Source organism: uncultured Anaerococcus sp., assembly GCF_947253225.1.
Taxonomy (GTDB): Bacteria; Bacillota; Clostridia; order Tissierellales; family Peptoniphilaceae; genus Anaerococcus.
In genome coordinates this window covers 14,267-30,905 of sequence record NZ_CAMXYR010000005.1, presented here as the reverse complement: position 1 = coordinate 30,905, position 16,639 = coordinate 14,267, and the positions used below count along the sequence as shown (strand labels likewise).

Below are 16,639 nucleotides of genomic sequence, written 5' to 3'. Positions count from 1 at the left end.
TCATACCTCTTAGGGTGTGACGATTTTTTTGTATCATAGGATGGGGTGCTTTACTTGCAAGAACAAGTAAATTCGGCGATTGTCTGGTAGGTGCCATCAGTTTCTTTGCCAGATTCTTTGTTTCTTTTGCTTGCTTTTAGGCTAAATTTTATTTCTCTGCCATCTCTTATTTCATCAAGGCTAAGGTCTGAAAAACTAGCATTGTAGACGAAGCTTGCCTTGCCATCTTCCATAAGCCTTTCATCAAGGGAAACTTTCCTGCCATCCTCATCAAGTCCTTCCAATTCGTAGACGTATCCATCATCGAGATTTTCAATAAGGCAAGTTAGGCTTATAGGATTTATTTTCATAAGGCTTAGTCTTGCTTGATTATTTAGGGGCATATTTTCTGCTAATATCTTGTTATCATTATTTACAGTATTTATATCTGCCTTGAGGGAGACAACTTTTGTGGCATTCCCATTCATATAGTAGAGGTCGACATCTGCATTTTCTAGGCTTGGAAAGTCCTTATCAAAGTTTAACATAAGATTTTCGCTAGTGGTCTTTCCATCCTTGAGGAGAACTTCCGAGCCTGATGCTCCCCTCAGCTTATAAGTTTTTCCATTAATAACAAGCTTGTAGAGGCTTGAATTAAGCTTAGTATCTTGACTATCTGCCTTTCTTAGGGTATTTATAAAAAGAAACTTGTTATCAAAGGCGAGATTGCCTATTACAAAATCATCATCGCCTAGGCTTATTGGTTGGTTTAGGCTAGTTACATACTTGTAGGAGTCAGGGCTTGCTCCAAAGGCCTCCATCATGCTAACCTTGACATCTGTAGCAACTTTTACAAGCTCAGCCCTGGCAGGGCTTATACCAAATCCTGCTACGAGAATTAAGGCACAAGCTATGGATATGATTTGTTTTTTGTAAGATTTCTTGCTATAGGTCTTGGCAAGTTTTATAAGCCTTGCTCTTTCTAAGTCGCTTAGGTCGATTTCTCCTGTAGCAAAATCCATATCGTTAATCTTATCATAAATATTATTCATAAGTTCCTCCTAGTTTAAGACGTAAGTTCTTCTTTGTTCGAGAGACCTTGTTGTAGAGTCTTTCTTTGGAAAGCCTAGTTTCCTTTTCTAGGTCCTCATATTTGTAGCCTTCCAAGAAAAGTTTCACAAAAATTTCCCTATCTTCATCAGATAAAAGTTCTAAGATTTCTTCTGCTTCATCAAGGTCAAAGTCCTCCTCGTAGGCGATGGGCTCACTGAGTCTATCAAGGGCAAGGGTCTTGTGGCGATTCTCCCTCCTGATACAATCAATTGCCTTGTATTTAGCAAGTCCTGCACACCGATTTTTAAAAGATGACCTAGTTTCATCAAAAGAATCAATATTATCCCAAATAGCAAGGAGGCTATCATTTAGGACTTCCTCAACAAGCTCATTCCTAGAGCCAATTGTCTTAACGATACTCGCCTTCATAATTTTGCCATAGACATCAATAAATTCGATAAGACGTTTCTCATCTCTGATTTTTATTCCATCAATTATTCTTCTCTCATCCATTCCATCCTCCTTCACCTATATATTCGTAAGGGGAAGTCATTTTCTATCATCATTATATAATAAGTTTTAAAGGCTTGGAAGGATGAAAGGTTTTGAAAGAATTTAGCTTGTAATTGAAAGCTTAGGAGAAGATGGTAAAAATCGCCACAAAAAAAGAGCCCGAGGCTCCTTTTTTATATGAGATTTTAATCTTGAATAAAGGTAATCTTGCCTTCTTCAAGTTTGGCGATTCTTGCTAGGGAATAAACTTCAAGGTCCATTTCTTTTTCGATTACTTCACGACCTTCAGAGAAGGACTTTTCAATTACTATACCAAAACCAACTGGGTTTGCTCCAGCTTGTCTTACTAGGGCAACCATGCCCTTGGCAGCTTGACCATTTGCCAAAAAGTCGTCAATCATTAGGACATTTTCGTCCTCTTTGAGGAAGTTTTTGGAAACTATAAGCTCGTTTGTAACTTGTTTGGTAAAGGAATATACGCTTGAGTGGTAGACATTATCGCCTGTGGTTAGGGATTGTTGCTTTCTTGCAAAGACACACTTGACACCTAGTTCGAGGGCTGTGGCAAGGGCTGGGGCAATTCCTGAAGATTCCACAGTAAGAACCTTATCAATTTTTTTGTCCTTGAAATGTTCGGCAAAGGCCTTGCCCATTTGTTGGATGAGTTTGCAGTCGATTTGTTGGTTTAAGAAGGAATCGACCTTGAGGATGTTAGGTCCTATTACAATACCTTCTTCTAATATTCTTTCTTCTAGTTCTCTCATACTTGCTCCTTATGTAGAATTTATACGCTTTTAATAATTATAGTGTTTTTCGATAATTAGTCAAATAAGAATGGGCTTGACTAGTTTTGAAAGAATTTGGTTGAAAATGAATGAAAATGATGTTATAATCTTAGCATGATATTTGAAGAAAGATTAGATGTGATATTAGCTACACTCAATAAGGAAAAGAAAATATCCAACAGGTATTTGACTCAAAGACTTGGTATTAGCGAATCGACTCTAAGGAGAGATTTGGACTTTTTGGAAGATGAGGGAAAGATTAAGAGGGTTCATGGGGGAGCAGTCCTCACTATAAACCAAGATGAGCTAAGTTTTTCAGATAATGAGCTTACAAATTTAGAGGCTAAAAAGGCCATTTCCAAGAAGGCTTCTAAGTTGATTAAGGATAAGATGCTAATTTTTATTGATGGAGGTTCAACTACTAATATCCTAATTGATTATATTGAGGCAAGAGATATTAAAGTAGTTACCAATGGGATTACCCACTTAGGCAAGCTTATGGAAAGAAAGATTCCTACTAGTATTTTGGGAGGAGAAATCAAGATTAAGACTGGTGTAAGTCTTGGACCTATCGCTATGGAGGAGCTTAATAATTACAAGTTTGACCTTGCTTTTTTGGGTTCTAATGGTTTTGATGGAGACTTCTACTACACAGCTGACCTAAACGAGGCCTTGCTAAAGAGAAGGGCAAAGCAGATGAGCGATGTTTGCTATGTGCTTGCTGATTCAAGCAAGGAAAACCTCCTCTATCATTCAAAGATTTGTAGGAGAGAGGATTGTGAACTAATAAGGGAGGATAAATGATTTATACATTAACGACTAATCCATCCATAGATTATATAATGAGGCTTGAAAGCTTTGAGGATGGCAAGACCCTAAGGTCAAAGACTGAGGAAAAATATGCTGGTGGCAAGGGAATTATGGTTGCCAAAATCCTCAAAAATCTGGGAGAAAATCCAGTAAATCTCGGCTTTATAGGAGGTTTTCCTGGTGAATTTGTCAAAAATGAGCTAAGAAAGGCTGGTATTAGTGAGCATTTCACCCCAATAGCTGAAGATACGAGGATTAATGTCAAGCTAAAGTATGGGACTGAAACAGAGATTAACGCAGGTGGACCAGAGATTAGAGGTCAAGAAGTCGAAGCTTTCTTTAAGAGCTTAGATGATATTAAGGAAGATGATTATTTGGTGATTTCTGGCTCTTTGCCAAAGAGTTTGGATAAGGATTTTTATAAAAAAGTTATCGAGACAACTGGGGCTAAGTTTTCTGTAGATATAGCTACTAAGGAAGTTTTGGACTACTTGAAGTATAAACCAGTCTTGCTTAAACCAAATGAAGAAGAATTGGGCAATATTTTCGAGACTGAAATAGGGTCAAGGGATGAAATAATCAAGTATGCTAAGGAGTTGATTTCCTTGGGAGCCCAAAATGTTATAGTATCTCTGGGAGCTTACGGTTCGATTTTTGTGGATGAAGATAAGGTCTACAAGGCTTGTGCCATCAAGGGAGAGCTTGTTAATTCCGTAGGAGCTGGAGATTCGATGGTAGGTGGTTTCATTTATGCAATAAGCAAGGGTTATTCCAAGCTTGATGCCTACAAGCTAAGTGTTGCTTGTGGGAGTGCGACAGCCTTTAGTCCTGATATTGCTAGTAGAGAAAAGATTGAGGAAATTTTGGAGAAAGTAGAGGTAAGAGAAATTGGAAATTAGAGATTTACTCAAGGCTGACCTTATGGTCTTCGACCTAAAGGCAGAGGATAAGATGGGGGCGATTAAGGAAATTGCCAAGAATTTTTATGAAAAAGGCTATGCCAAAAGCGAGGAAGACTTCAAGAAGGGACTTGTAGATAGGGAAGCCCAAGGCTCAACAGCCCTAGGAGAATCTGTAGCTATACCCCACACAAAAAACTCAACTGTTAAAGAGCCAGCGGTTATGTTTGCAAAGAAAATAGGTGGGCTTGACTATGACTCTCTTGATGGCGAACCTACAGAAATATTTTTTGCCATAGGTGCTCCAGCTGGGGAAAACAACCTCCATGTAGAAACTTTGGCAGAGCTTTCTAAGATGATTATGAAAGAGGGCTTTATTGGAGCTTTGAAAAAGGCGACTAGCCCTGATGATGTTTATAAGATAATCGAGAAATATTCTGACAAAAAAGAAGAAGTAGCCAAGGAAACTAACCCAACAAGTTCTATCAAACTTCTTGGAGTAACAGCCTGTCCAAACGGAATCGCCCACACTTATATGGCTCAAGAAGCCCTAGAAAAGGCGGCAGCTAAGGCTGGAGTATCAATAAAAGTAGAAACAAATGGATCAGATGGTATCAAAAATAAGCTCACAGCCAAGGAAATAGAAGAGGCAGACGCAATAATAATAACAGCAGATAAGAAGGTTGAAACTAACAGGTTTGACGGCAAGAAAGTAATCCAAAGACCAGTTTCTGATGGGATTAGAAAAGCTGATGAGCTTATCGCAAAGGCAATCAAGGGCGAGGCTAGTATCTTCCATGCTGAGGAAGGAAGAGGACAAGCAGAAGAAAGCCACGAAGGTCAAAGCCTCTGGCAAAAAGCCTATGGAGATCTCATGAATGGTATTAGCCATATGCTACCATTTGTAATCGGTGGTGGCATCCTTATGGCCATATCCTTCCTAGTAGAAAGATTTGCTGGAGAAAACGCCCTTGCCTTTAACTTCCTCAATGGTCTTGGTGGGGATGCCTTCTCCTTCCTAATTCCAGTCCTTGCAGGCTTTATAGCCATGTCAATTGGAGATAGACCAGCCCTAATGCCTGGTATGGTGGCAGGACTTATGGCAAGCAGGGGTGCAGGTTTTATTGGTGGATTAATCGGTGGTTTCCTTGCAGGCTTTATAGTAAACCTAATGAAGAAAGCTTTAAGAAATCTTCCAAAATCAATCGAAGGTCTAAAGCCTATGTTAATTTATCCAGTATTTGGACTACTTATCGTTGGAGCTTTGATGTTTTTCATAGTCGATCCAATCTTTACAGGCATTAACACAGTCATAAACAACTGGTTGATGAGCCTATCTGGAGCTAATATGCTCATTCTTGGGGCAATCCTTGCGGGCATGATGGCAGTAGATATGGGTGGGCCTATCAATAAGGCAGCCTATGCTTTTGCTATAGGTGCTTTCACAGATACAGGAATCGGAACCTTCATGGCAGCAGTTATGGTTGGAGGAATGGTTCCTCCAATTGCCATAGCAATAGCAACAACTTTCTTCAAGGAAAAATTTACTGAAGAGCAAAGAAAGACAACAATTACCAACTATATCCTAGGAGCAAGCTTTATCACAGAAGGCGCAATTCCTTTTGCAGCAGCAGAACCAGGCAAGGTAATTCCAGCCTCAGTTATAGGATCTGCCCTAGCAGGTGCAATTGTCGGAGCCTTCAATGTATCAGCTCCAGCCCCACATGGTGGTATCTTTGTCCTACCAGCCATGTCAAGCCTAAGTCAAGCAGGACTCTTTGTAGGAGCTGTCCTAGTAGGTTCAATTGTTGGAGGAATCATCTATGGTCTTATTAAGAAAAAGGATTAAGATGGGTAAAATGTAAATAATTCCATAAATTTATTTGGGGACTCAAGTAAGCTTATAGGCTAACTTGAGTCTTTTATCTTGCAAAAATTTACGCAAAAGCTAAGCTTTGGAAGTTTTGACTAAGGGTAGCTAAGTTGATATAATTTTAATTATAAAATTGCTTAAAATTAATCTCACTAGTTAGCTTTAAGGTCAATGAACTGGTGAGGGAACTTGCACCTAGCGAATATTTTGAAATAAGGAGTTAATTTGAATAAAGAAGCTGTTTTTCATAGGATGGAGAGCCAATGGGCAAATTCTATTGGGGTTGATGAAATTATCATTAGGTTTAGAACTGCCAAGGAAGAGCTTGGGGTTGACTTAGTTTATGGAAGGAAGTTTGACTTTCCAATTGTTTGGAAGAATATTAAGATGGAAGTTGCCTATGAGGATGAACTTTTTTATTACTATGAAGCAAGGCTAAGGCTTGATGATAGAAGACTTTGCTATGTTTTTAAGATTAATGATGGGGAGGAGGAGTATTATTTTAGCGAAGATGGACTTACTGAAACTTATGATTTCACCGATGCCTATTATAATTTTTTCCATATGCCTTATATCAACGAAGCTGACCTTTTTCCGACAGTTGCTTGGATGAAGGAGGCTGTTTTCTATCAGATATTTGTCGATAGGTTCGCTAGGGGCAACTTTAGCAAAGATGCGTCCTACATCAATATGGCCTGGGAAGCTAAACCAAATCCAGTAAGCTTTGCTGGAGGAGATCTTTTGGGTATAGTTGATAAACTTGACTATCTCAAGGATTTAGGGATAAGTGCCATCTACCTTACTCCAATCTTTAGGTCAATTTCCAACCATAAATATGATATAATAGATTATTTTCAGATCGACCCTCATTTTGGGGATGAGGAGGACTTCAAAAAGCTTGTAGCTAATCTCCATGCTAGGGGGATGAAGCTAGTTCTTGATGGTGTTTTCAACCATATGAGCAAGGAAAATCCTATTTTCCTTGATGTTATGGCCAAGCAAAAGGAGTCAATCTATTATGATTGGTTTTATATGAATGAGGATAAGACTTACGAAACCTTTGCTAAAGTTCCATCTATGCCAAAGATTAATACTTCTAACAAAAAGGTTCAAAAATATTTGATTGATGTTGGAAAATATTGGATAGAAAAGTTTGACATTGATGGATGGCGACTAGATGTATCTGATGAGGTTAGCCACGACTTTTGGAGAGCCTTTAGGAAAGAAATTAAGGAGCTAAAGAAAGATGCAGTGATTCTTGGAGAAAATTGGCACGATGGGTCAAGCTTTCTAATGGGAGACCAGTTTGATTCTATTATGAATTATTCCTTCACCAAGGCTAGTCTTGATTATTTTAAGGGCAAGATTGATGCCAGAGCTATGGCCTTTAGGTTAAATAGGGTTCTTATTAGAAATAAGGATCAAGTTAATAGGATGAACCTAAACCTCCTTGATACTCATGATACTTTGAGATTTCTTACAGAAGTGGATAGGTCAGAAGATAAGCTTCTCGCAGGAATCGCCTTGATGACAGTCTTTGTTGGGACTCCTTGTATGTATTATGGGACAGAAATCGGCCTTGAAGGTGGATATGATCCAGATTCTAGGAGGAGTTTCCTTTGGGATAGGCTAGGCGAGAAGGAGTATTTGATAAGAAAGATTAAGGGGATATTTGCCCTTAAAAGCAAGGAATGTATCAAAGAAGGTGGAATTAGGATTAAGAGCAAGGACGAGCTTTTAATAATCCAAAGATTTTACCAATCTTCTGAGCTTAAGCTTGTAATTAATCTCGGAGAGGATAGACAAATAGACCTAGGAGGTTTTACTATCCTTACTTCAAATAAGTATGAAGATGGAAGTCTTCTAAAAAATTCTTTTATAGTTTTAGAAAAAAATACCAGCAAGCTCTAGGCTTACTGGTTATTTTTAACTTCGCTTGGCTCTGGCATGAAGAAAGAGCCTACTATGAAGGTTGCTGAAAGAATTACTGTCGCTGTGAGGGCAGTTTTATCTCCGAAATTGTGTTGGATAAGGACGATTATCTGGTAGGCTATAGTCTCGAAAGTATAGACCAAAGACCAGAAAACTGACATGATTTGGGTGAGCTTTTCTGGATACATACTGGGTAGTTCTTGGACAACCAAGACGAAGTTGGTTAGGGGAACATACATCATCGTTCCAAGACCTAGAGCGAGGATTGTAACAAGGGTTGGATTTTTGGCATTAATTAGGCCAAGACCAATTAACGTTACAAGTATTCCTCCAAGCTTTAGGACAGGCACTCTCTTTTTGATTTTATTGGCAACAACAATAGAAATCAGCGTACCTGCCATAGCTCCTATGGTAAAGTAGGTTGACACTCTTTCTGCTGGTATTGTCAAAAAGTTGGTATTTGGAAAGATATTAAGCATAACCATGTAGAGGGTTAGGTGGCCGAAGTACATAGTTGGCATAAGGAGGGCGATTTTCTCCTTGAAGGCATCCTTTAGGGAAAATTCCTTGGTCGCCGTTTTTGTTTGCTTGATTTCAAAGTCTTCACCAACGAAAATCCAAAGGATGAAAACAAGCATGGAAATAAGGGAAAAGGCCACAAGAGTTCCCCTGCCGTGACCAATCATCCTAAGAACTGGCTTAACCATGAGGAGGGCGATTATTCCTCCCACATTATAGGCGACGTTATTTATGGCATTTACCACAGGCCTGTGGCTGTGGTCAAAATAATTCATGACAACAGGTGAGAAGTAAACAACAAATAGTGCTCCACCAAAGCCCATCACAAATCTTCCTAATAAAAAGATAGGAAAACTTGGGGCAAGGGCTGCCAACAAAGAGCCCAGAGGTATCAACAAAGCTCCGAGGGAGATTGATTTTTTAGGAAAGAGCTTGGCGAAAATTGAAGCCGCAAGAAGGTTTCCTATAATTTTTGCCAAAGTTACCACATTTGTTATAAGACTAACTGCATGGGGGCCGGAAACTCCGTAGGTATCGAGAATTTGAGGAGTGAGGGATGAGCCTGCAATCCAGTTGACCGCAAAGAAGGCATAGGCAAGAAACATAAGAATTTCAATAAAAATTGCCCTCTTAGTCGGATTTTTGATAATTGTATTTTCCATAATAACCTCATTTCAAAATATATCTATTAGTATTCTACCCTTTATTAGCTAATGCTTACACGAAAAATTTGGGTATCATATAATTATGAACAAGATAGAATTAACAAAAGATTTAATAAAATTTATTGACGCAAGCCCTGTTTCTTACTATGCAGTTGAAAATGCTAGTGAGATTTTGAGGGAAAAAGGCTACAGGGAACTAAAGGAAAAAGACAAGTGGGAGCTTGACCAGCTGGGCAAGTATTTTGTTGTAAGGGATGGGACTGCCCTTTTTGCTATAGACTTAGGAGAAAATCCTATAAATGGCTTTGATATAATTGGCTCGCACACAGAATCACCTACCTTTAAGCTGAAATCTAAGGCTGAAATGGCAGAAAATGGATATCTAAAGCTCAATGTTGAACTTTACGGAGGAATGATTTATTCAACATGGCTTGATAGAACCCTATCTCTTGCAGGAAAGGTTGTTTACGAAAAAAATGGAGAGCTTACTAATAGCCTTGTAAATATCGACAGGGATCTATTAACAATTCCCAATGCCGCTATTCATATGAATAGGACTGTAAATAAAGACTTTTCTTACAACCCCCAAGACAACCTCTATCCTATAGTTAAAACTATAAAGGATGTGGCTGAAGCTGATGGATTTGTCCAAAAGCTTGTAGCAAGTGAGCTTGGCATAGCTGACAAGGATGTTATTGACTATGACCTTGCCCTCTACGACAGGCAAAAGGGAGCAATCATCAACGATATGTACCAAGTAGGAAGGATTGATAATCTAGGGTCTGTTCACGCATCCCTTATGGCTTTTGTGGCTAGTTGCTCAAAAAGGACCAAGGTCCTAATCTTAAATGATAATGAGGAAATTGGGTCAAGAACAAGAACTGGAGCTTTCTCACCATTTTTAGCTACTTGCCTAAAAAGGATAATCCTAGCCCTAGGAAAGAGCGAAGAAGATTACTTTAGAGCTATAGAAAATTCCTACCTAATTAGTGCCGACCAAGCCCACGCTATCCACCCAAATTTCAAGAGTTTTTCTGATCCAACCAACGAGGTTAGGATGAATGAGGGACTTGTAATAAAAATTGCAGCTAATGGTGCTTATAGCACAGGTATTGAAACCAAGGCAAGGCTTATAAGAATAGCAAAGGAGCTTGGAGTTAAGCTTCAGACCTTCCACAACAGAAACGACAAGCAAGGGGGCTCAACAATTGGTCCAATAACTGCATCAAATCTGGGTATAAGAAGTATAGATGTCGGTGAACCAATCCTTGCCATGCATTCGATAAGAGAGCTTGGTGGAATTGATGATCACATGGATGCCTACCAAATTTACAAGAAATTTTATGAGGAGGACTAGATGGCAGTAGTAGAAGTATGCCTAATACCAATTGGAACTAAGGAAACATCAGTAAGTAAGTATGTTGCAGAAGCAGAGAAAATTCTCATGGCAGAGGGTGTAAAATATAAATTAAATCCTATGGGAACTGTAATAGAGGCTGATGCTGATAAGTGTCTCGAAGTTATTAGGAAAATGCAAGAATCTGTATTTGCCAAGGGTTGCGATAGGGTTTATTCTGTAATCAAAATGGATGACAGGAGAGACAAAAAAGCAACTATGGAGCAAAAAATCAAGTCGGTTGAAGATAAACTATAAAAACCGAATTTAGCTAAAAAAAGCCTATAATTTTAAAAACTAAAAAGCTATAATAAAAAATGAGGTCTCAAGATTTACTTAGGGCCTCATTTTTATCTTCAAATATAAGCTTTTATTTTTTTGTAAACATTCATAAGAATTACCCCAAAAATTGAATTTACAACCATAGCCAAAAGGACAACTGACATAGATGGAATAAATAGAGCCAACTGACCTGTTATAAAGAGGGCTATAGCAAGAAAACTTACCCCACTTACCAATGTACCTAGGGCAAAAAGTATGATTATCTGTAGGTTAGACAAATCCCTGCCCATAGCCTTTAATAGGTAGTAGACAAAAAAGGTTGTAAGAATTTTCTCCACCATATTTGGGACTTGTCCTCCAGGAAAGCTTGTCGTTAGGGCACTCATCACGCCTCCACAAAGACCTACAAGGATTGCTTCTCTGATATCATCTGTAATTATCAAACACATAAACATCATTGACAAAAGAAAATCAGGTTTAACACCACCAAAAATTGGTGGAACCATAAAGTGCATCACAAGTCCAAGTGCCATAAAAATTGCTGAAATAGTTATGTTTCTAGTTTTCATAAAATCCTCCTTTGCTTAAAACAAAAAGACCCGCTCCATATAAGGAGCGAGCCACAAGCCCACGGTGCCATCCATCTTGTCCAAAGACATCTTTGAGATACATTCATATCCTATCCCTGTAAGGTGGGAGAACCCGCAGGCTACTTTTTATTCACCTTTGATCTAATAGATCCATTCACAAACCATCCGCCGAAAATTTCCATCAACCATTTTCTTTCTGTAGACTTTCTGGTCTGCTACTACTTCTATTTACGATTAATATTAGTATAAATATAAATCTTTTTTACTAACTTGTCAAGTTTTAGCTAAAGATTTTATAAAAGTGGCAAGAGGTATCTAATGATAAATACTACTGCAAGGATGTAAACAAGCGGAGAAACTTCCTTGCCTTTGCCTGTAAACAACTTGATTACTGCATAAGAAATCATTCCGAAAGATATACCCTCTGCTATAGAATAAGTTAGTGGCATCATGAGGATAGTCATAAATGCTGGAAAAGCTTCTGATATATCGGAAAAGTCAATTTCTGCCACAGTTGTAATCATAAATAGACCAACTGTAACTAGGGCTGCTGCTGTGGCAGGAGCTGGGATTATTGAGAAAATAGGGAAGAAGAAAGCTGCAATTACAAAGCAGGCTGCTGTTGAAAGGGCTGTAAGACCTGTTCTTCCGCCTTCGGCAACTCCTGAAGATGATTCAACAAAAGTTGTAACTGTACTTGTTCCAAGAATTGCTCCACAAGTTGTACCAACTGCATCTGCAACAAGTGCTTTGGTGGCTTCTGGTAGGTTGCCATTTTCATCAAGCATCTTTGCCTTAGTTGCAACACCAGTAAGAGTTCCAAGAGTATCAAAAATATCTACAAACAAGAATGAGAACAAGACTGAAAACATCTCAAGTGAGAATAAATTTGAAAAATCAAGCTTGAAAAATACTGGTGCAATTGATGGTGGTAGGGAAACAACGTGAGCATTAGGAAAATGTGTAACTCCCAAAATAAGAGATAGGACTGTAGAAACTAGGATTCCCCAAAGCAAAGCTCCCTTAACATTTCTTGCTGTAAGAACGATCATTATAATTAGTGCAAAGAAAAATATAAATCCATTAGCGTTTGTAAGCTCACCAAGGGATAGAGATATCTCGCCAGGTTTGATAATTCCTGTGTTTAATAGTCCGATTTCTGCTATAAACAAACCGATACCTACTGAAACGGCCTTTTTGAGATTTATAGGGATAGAGTTAAAAATTGCCTCCCTTACGCCAACGAAAGATAAAAGTAAGAAAATAATTCCTTCTAAAAACACTGCAGTTAGTGCGAACTGCCAAGATTTACCCATTTGCATAACAACTGTGTAGGTGAAAAACGCATTAAGCCCCATACCAGCTGAAAGTCCAAATGGAAGATTTGCATAAAAAGCCATTATTAGCATTGCTATCACACTTGCGATGATAGTGCCTGTGAAAACTGCCCCATAATCCATACCAGCTTCCGAAAGAATCTGAGGATTTACTGCCAAGATATATGACATGGTCATAAATGTGGTTATACCAGCCATTATCTCCGTTCTAGTATCCGTACCATGCTTTTTTAATTTAAAAGCTTTTTCAAAAAATGAATTTTCTGCCATTTTTTCCTCCCTTTCTTATGATACACAAACATTATATACCTAATTATTTTAATTTCTAGCTAGCATATTCCTAAAAAATATACATAAAAACTATTCTTCATAAGGAAGAAAAAAATTTTGCGATTTAAGCTTTTAATTTATTAAAATCTCCTTTATAATAGATTTAGGAGGAAGTTTTGACGACTAAGAATTTAATTGAGCTAGTTTTGATTGTGGTAGGAATACTTTTTTCAGCATTTTTCTCATCATCAGAAACGGCTCTTACTAGCATAAACACTTTTAAAATTAGACAGATGGAAAAAAATGGAGTCAAGAACTCTAATATCCTAAAAAAATTAGTTGATAACATAACCAAGGTGCTTACAACAATCCTTATAGGCAACAACATAGTAAATATCGTAACCACAACTATAGCCACTTTGTTCTTTACAGATGTTTTTGGGGCTAAGGGGGCGGTGATTTCACCTATAGTTCTTACTATTGTGGTTCTTATCTTTGGAGAGGTTACTCCCAAAAACATAGCTGCATCAAACAGTGAAGGCCTAGCCCTTAGAGTAGCCAAACCAATAAGGTTTTTTAATATAATTTTAACACCCCTATCCTTTGTTTTGGGTCTTATCACAAATTCTATAGCCAAGATTTTTGTGCCAGATACTGTTGATTCTGATAGAGTTACAGAAGAAGACCTAAAGACTTTTGTGGATGTATCTGAGGAGCAAGGGGTTATCAATAACGAAGAAAGTGAAATGATTAACAACGTTTTTGAATTTGGAAATTCAGACGTTTCTGATATAATGACTGCAAGAACAAATATGGAGGTAATCGCTTCCGATATGCCTCTTGATGAACTGAAGGATTTTCTAAAAAAGTCAAACCATTCGAGAATACCAGTTTATGGAAAAAACATTGACAATGTTTTGGGCATCCTTCACATGAAAGACTTGGTAAGTTTTCTTGCCGAAGATAAGACGTGGAAGCTTGTTGATGTGATTAGACCAGCCTTTTATGTCTATGATAATATGCATATCTTTGATCTTTTTACAACTATGAGGTCGGAAAATCTTTCCCTAGCTATAGTAATCGATGAGTACGGGGGAACGAGCGGTCTTGTTACAATCGAAGATATAGTAGAGGAACTTGTTGGCGAGATTGATGACGAATACGATACTGCCTATGAGACTATTTATAAGATAAATGACAAGGAGTATTTGGTAAATCCATCTATCCACCTAAATGATTTCAATGATTATTTTGATACCAAGTTGGTAGAGATGAAAAACGACTCCATAGGAGGCTTTGTTATAGACAAACTCTCAAGGATTCCAAAACTTGGAGATAGTATTACGGTTGATAATATCCATATCACAGTCTATAAGGTGGATAGGTATAAGATAGAGATGTTGAAGGTGAATTTTGTATAAGGAGAGAGTATGAGAGAAGTAGTTTATATCACAGGACACAAAAACCCTGACACTGATTCCATAATGAGTGCCATAGCCTATGCAGACCTTAAAAATAGGCTGGGTGAAGTAAAAGCCATCCCTATAAGACTAGGTAAACTTAATCCAGAAAGCAGGTTTGTCCTAGATTATTTCGGGGTAAAACCTCCAAAAATCAAAGAATCTATGCAACTTCAGGTTAAGGATTTGGATATTGATAAGGGAAATATCATAGATCCTTCTATAGCCATAAGAAATGCTTGGGATATTTTTCAGATGGGGGATGCGAACTCTCTTTCAGTAGTTGATGCTGAGGGAAAGATTGTGGGCATTGCCTCCCTATCAAACATCACTCGTGCATATATGGATGTATGGGATGATAAGATTTTGGGAAGGAGCGAGACTCCTATTGATAATATCATTGATGTCTTATCTGCAAAGATAATTAATCTACCAACAAATCCTAGAAAATATGATGGCAAGATGACGGTTTTTGCTATGAATGAAAGCGATGATACTAACCTTGAGGAGATTGTGATAGAGGGAGATATTATAATTTCTGGTAATAGGGATGATTATTATGAGTACCTACTAAATAAGAAAATTGCCCTACTTATCCTAACTCACGGGGCAGCCATGAACGAAGAAATGATTGACCTTGCTAGGAAAAATAATGTAACAGTTCTTTCGACTGAATATAACTCCTTTATGACAGCAAGGCTTTTGCCTATGACAATTCCTATTAGTCATGTTATGACAACCGATAATATTGTCTATTTCACAACAGAAGATAGCTTAGACCAAGTAAGAGAGGCTATGGCAAAGTCTAGGTTTAGGTCCTATCCAGTAGTTGATTCTTCTGAAAAAATCGTAGGCTCTATCTCCAGATACCACCTAATTTCTTCAGATAAGAAAAAACTAATTTTAGTAGACCACAACGAAAGAAACCAATCTATTGATGATATCGAAGAGGCAGAAATCCAAGAAATAATCGACCACCATAGGGTTGCAAATATCCTTACTACAGGGCCTGTTTTCTTTAGGGCAGAACCAGTTGGCTCAACTGCAACAATTATTTCTGAGATGTACCTTGAAAGTGGAATAAGACCAAGCAAGCAAATAGCTGGTATTCTTTGTGCAGCTATAATTTCTGATACCCTCCTTTTCAGATCTCCTACAACAACAGAAACTGATAAGAGAATCTTAGATAGGATGAGCAAGATTGCCGACCTTAATCCAGAAGAATTTGCAGACAAAATGTTTAGGGCAGCGACTTCTCTAAAGGGAAAATCTGCGGGAGATCTTGTTGAGGGCGATGTCAAGACCTTTAATATAGCTGGGGAAGACTTTAGGGTTGGTCAAGTAATGACCATGAATCCTGAAGAACTGACCCCTATAATGGAGGATTTAAAGACTCTTATGGCAGAAAAGATAAAGGCTAAGAACGAGTCTACCTTTGTCCTCGTCCTAACGGATATTTTTAATGAGAGAAGTGAACTTCTTGTTGTTGGTGAGCATTTTGACTCTATTAAGCAAGAGTTTGGCGACCTAAAAGAAAGTGGAACAATCAACGCTCCAGGGGTGTTAAGCCGTAAGAAACAAGTTATACCAAGAATAACAGCAGCAGTAATGGCTGATAAGTAAGCAATAATCCTAGAATAACCTAGTTTTTAGTGAAAACTTGGAAATATTCTAGGATTTTTTATAGGAAGGTAGTTTATGGAAATATTAGATTTATATGATGAAAACAGGATAAGGACAGGAAAAACTTACATAAGAGGGGAGAAGATGCCAGAAAATACCTACAGGCTAATCGTCCATGCAGCTATTTTTAACGCTAAGGGCCAACTTCTCATCCAACAAAGGCAGGCTACAAAGACTATGGCCAACCTCTGGGACTTATCTTGTGGAGGAGCGAGCGATAAAGGAGAAAGCTCCAAAGAGGCAATAAGAAGGGAGGTTATGGAAGAACTTGGTTTGGATATAGATTTTTTTGATATAAGACCTATATTTACAGCTAATTTCAAACATGGCTTTGATGATTTTTACCTAGTCCATAGGGACTTCTCCCTAAGCGATTTGACCCTGCAAACAAGTGAAGTTCAAGATGCCAGATGGGCTAGTGAGGATTTGGTAATGAAGTTGATTGATGAGGGGAAATTCGTAAAATACAAGAAAAATTTTGTAAGGCTCATCTTCGACCTAGGAAAAGACGATAGGATTGTGGAAATTTAGCACAACCACATGAGAAGGTCAGAAGAAACTTGTAAGAATTGTGAATTTATTGTATAATTAAT

Annotated in this window: 15 protein-coding genes; 9 read left to right on the top strand and 6 right to left on the bottom strand. The window is 38.1% G+C overall.

Annotated features, from left to right (window positions below; translation table 11 throughout):
- Positions 1–50 precede the first annotated feature (50 nt).
- The 3 genes from Q0W95_RS01415 to Q0W95_RS01405 form a co-directional block, all read right to left on the bottom strand.
- The gene (locus Q0W95_RS01415; protein WP_297788971.1) at positions 51–1,031 is read right to left on the bottom strand and encodes a hypothetical protein; all 981 of its coding nucleotides are present in this window, start codon (positions 1,029–1,031) and stop codon (positions 51–53) included.
- Positions 1,024–1,545: a sigma factor gene (locus tag Q0W95_RS01410; RefSeq protein ID WP_297788968.1), complete on the bottom strand. Its 522-nt coding sequence runs from the start codon at positions 1,543–1,545 to the stop codon at positions 1,024–1,026. Before Q0W95_RS01410 ends, Q0W95_RS01415 begins: the two co-directional genes overlap by 8 nt.
- A gap of 185 nt (positions 1,546–1,730) precedes the next feature.
- On the bottom strand, positions 1,731–2,309 hold the full coding sequence (locus Q0W95_RS01405; protein ID WP_297788965.1) for a xanthine phosphoribosyltransferase: 579 nt from the start codon (positions 2,307–2,309) through the stop codon (positions 1,731–1,733).
- A gap of 135 nt (positions 2,310–2,444) precedes the next feature.
- On the opposite strand from Q0W95_RS01405, the gene Q0W95_RS01400 reads away from it, so the two are divergent.
- The 4 genes from Q0W95_RS01400 (at position 2,445) to Q0W95_RS01385 (ending at position 7,823) form a co-directional block, all read left to right on the top strand.
- A complete protein-coding gene (locus Q0W95_RS01400) occupies positions 2,445–3,134 on the top strand; it encodes a DeoR/GlpR family DNA-binding transcription regulator (protein ID WP_297788962.1) in 690 nt (229 codons plus the stop codon).
- A complete protein-coding gene (gene pfkB / locus Q0W95_RS01395) occupies positions 3,131–4,039 on the top strand; it encodes a 1-phosphofructokinase (RefSeq protein WP_297788958.1) in 909 nt (302 codons plus the stop codon). The genes Q0W95_RS01400 and pfkB overlap by 4 nt, the downstream gene beginning before the upstream one ends.
- The gene (locus Q0W95_RS01390) at positions 4,029–5,888 is read left to right on the top strand and encodes a fructose-specific PTS transporter subunit EIIC (protein ID WP_297788955.1); all 1,860 of its coding nucleotides are present in this window, start codon (positions 4,029–4,031) and stop codon (positions 5,886–5,888) included. The genes pfkB and Q0W95_RS01390 overlap by 11 nt, the downstream gene beginning before the upstream one ends.
- A gap of 249 nt (positions 5,889–6,137) precedes the next feature.
- Positions 6,138–7,823 carry a glycoside hydrolase family 13 protein gene (locus tag Q0W95_RS01385; RefSeq protein WP_297788953.1) on the top strand — a complete coding sequence of 562 codons (1,686 nt, stop codon included), beginning with the start codon at positions 6,138–6,140 and terminating at the stop codon, positions 7,821–7,823.
- A 2-nt stretch (positions 7,824–7,825) separates the two neighbouring features.
- Here the strand turns inward: Q0W95_RS01385 and Q0W95_RS01380 are convergent, their stop codons facing one another.
- Entirely contained in the window at positions 7,826–9,025 is a 1,200-nt protein-coding gene (locus Q0W95_RS01380) for an MFS transporter (protein WP_297788950.1), read from the bottom strand.
- Between the two features lie 85 nt (positions 9,026–9,110).
- Between Q0W95_RS01380 and Q0W95_RS01375 the strand changes: the two genes are divergently transcribed.
- Both Q0W95_RS01375 and Q0W95_RS01370 read left to right on the top strand, forming a co-directional pair.
- Positions 9,111–10,385 (top strand): M18 family aminopeptidase, encoded by a 1,275-nt coding sequence (locus tag Q0W95_RS01375; protein WP_297788947.1) that lies wholly within the window; start codon positions 9,111–9,113, stop codon positions 10,383–10,385.
- A complete protein-coding gene (locus Q0W95_RS01370; protein ID WP_297788944.1) occupies positions 10,386–10,682 on the top strand; it encodes an MTH1187 family thiamine-binding protein in 297 nt (98 codons plus the stop codon).
- 98 nt (positions 10,683–10,780) lie between these two features.
- Here the strand turns inward: Q0W95_RS01370 and Q0W95_RS01365 are convergent, their stop codons facing one another.
- Both Q0W95_RS01365 and Q0W95_RS01360 read right to left on the bottom strand, forming a co-directional pair.
- Positions 10,781–11,275 carry a tryptophan transporter gene (locus tag Q0W95_RS01365; protein ID WP_297788940.1) on the bottom strand — a complete coding sequence of 165 codons (495 nt, stop codon included), beginning with the start codon at positions 11,273–11,275 and terminating at the stop codon, positions 10,781–10,783.
- 314 nt (positions 11,276–11,589) lie between these two features.
- Positions 11,590–12,903: an NCS2 family permease gene (locus Q0W95_RS01360; RefSeq protein ID WP_297788937.1), complete on the bottom strand. Its 1,314-nt coding sequence runs from the start codon at positions 12,901–12,903 to the stop codon at positions 11,590–11,592.
- 176 nt (positions 12,904–13,079) lie between these two features.
- Between Q0W95_RS01360 and Q0W95_RS01355 the strand changes: the two genes are divergently transcribed.
- The 3 genes from Q0W95_RS01355 (at position 13,080) to Q0W95_RS01345 (ending at position 16,577) form a co-directional block, all read left to right on the top strand.
- Positions 13,080–14,324, top strand: a complete 1,245-nt coding sequence (locus tag Q0W95_RS01355; protein WP_297788934.1) for a hemolysin family protein — start codon at positions 13,080–13,082, stop codon at positions 14,322–14,324.
- Positions 14,325–14,333: 9 nt separating this feature from the next.
- On the top strand, positions 14,334–15,986 hold the full coding sequence (locus Q0W95_RS01350) for a putative manganese-dependent inorganic diphosphatase (protein ID WP_297788930.1): 1,653 nt from the start codon (positions 14,334–14,336) through the stop codon (positions 15,984–15,986).
- 75 nt (positions 15,987–16,061) lie between these two features.
- Positions 16,062–16,577 carry an NUDIX domain-containing protein gene (locus Q0W95_RS01345; protein ID WP_297788928.1) on the top strand — a complete coding sequence of 172 codons (516 nt, stop codon included), beginning with the start codon at positions 16,062–16,064 and terminating at the stop codon, positions 16,575–16,577.
- The last annotated feature ends 62 nt before the right edge of the window (positions 16,578–16,639 follow it).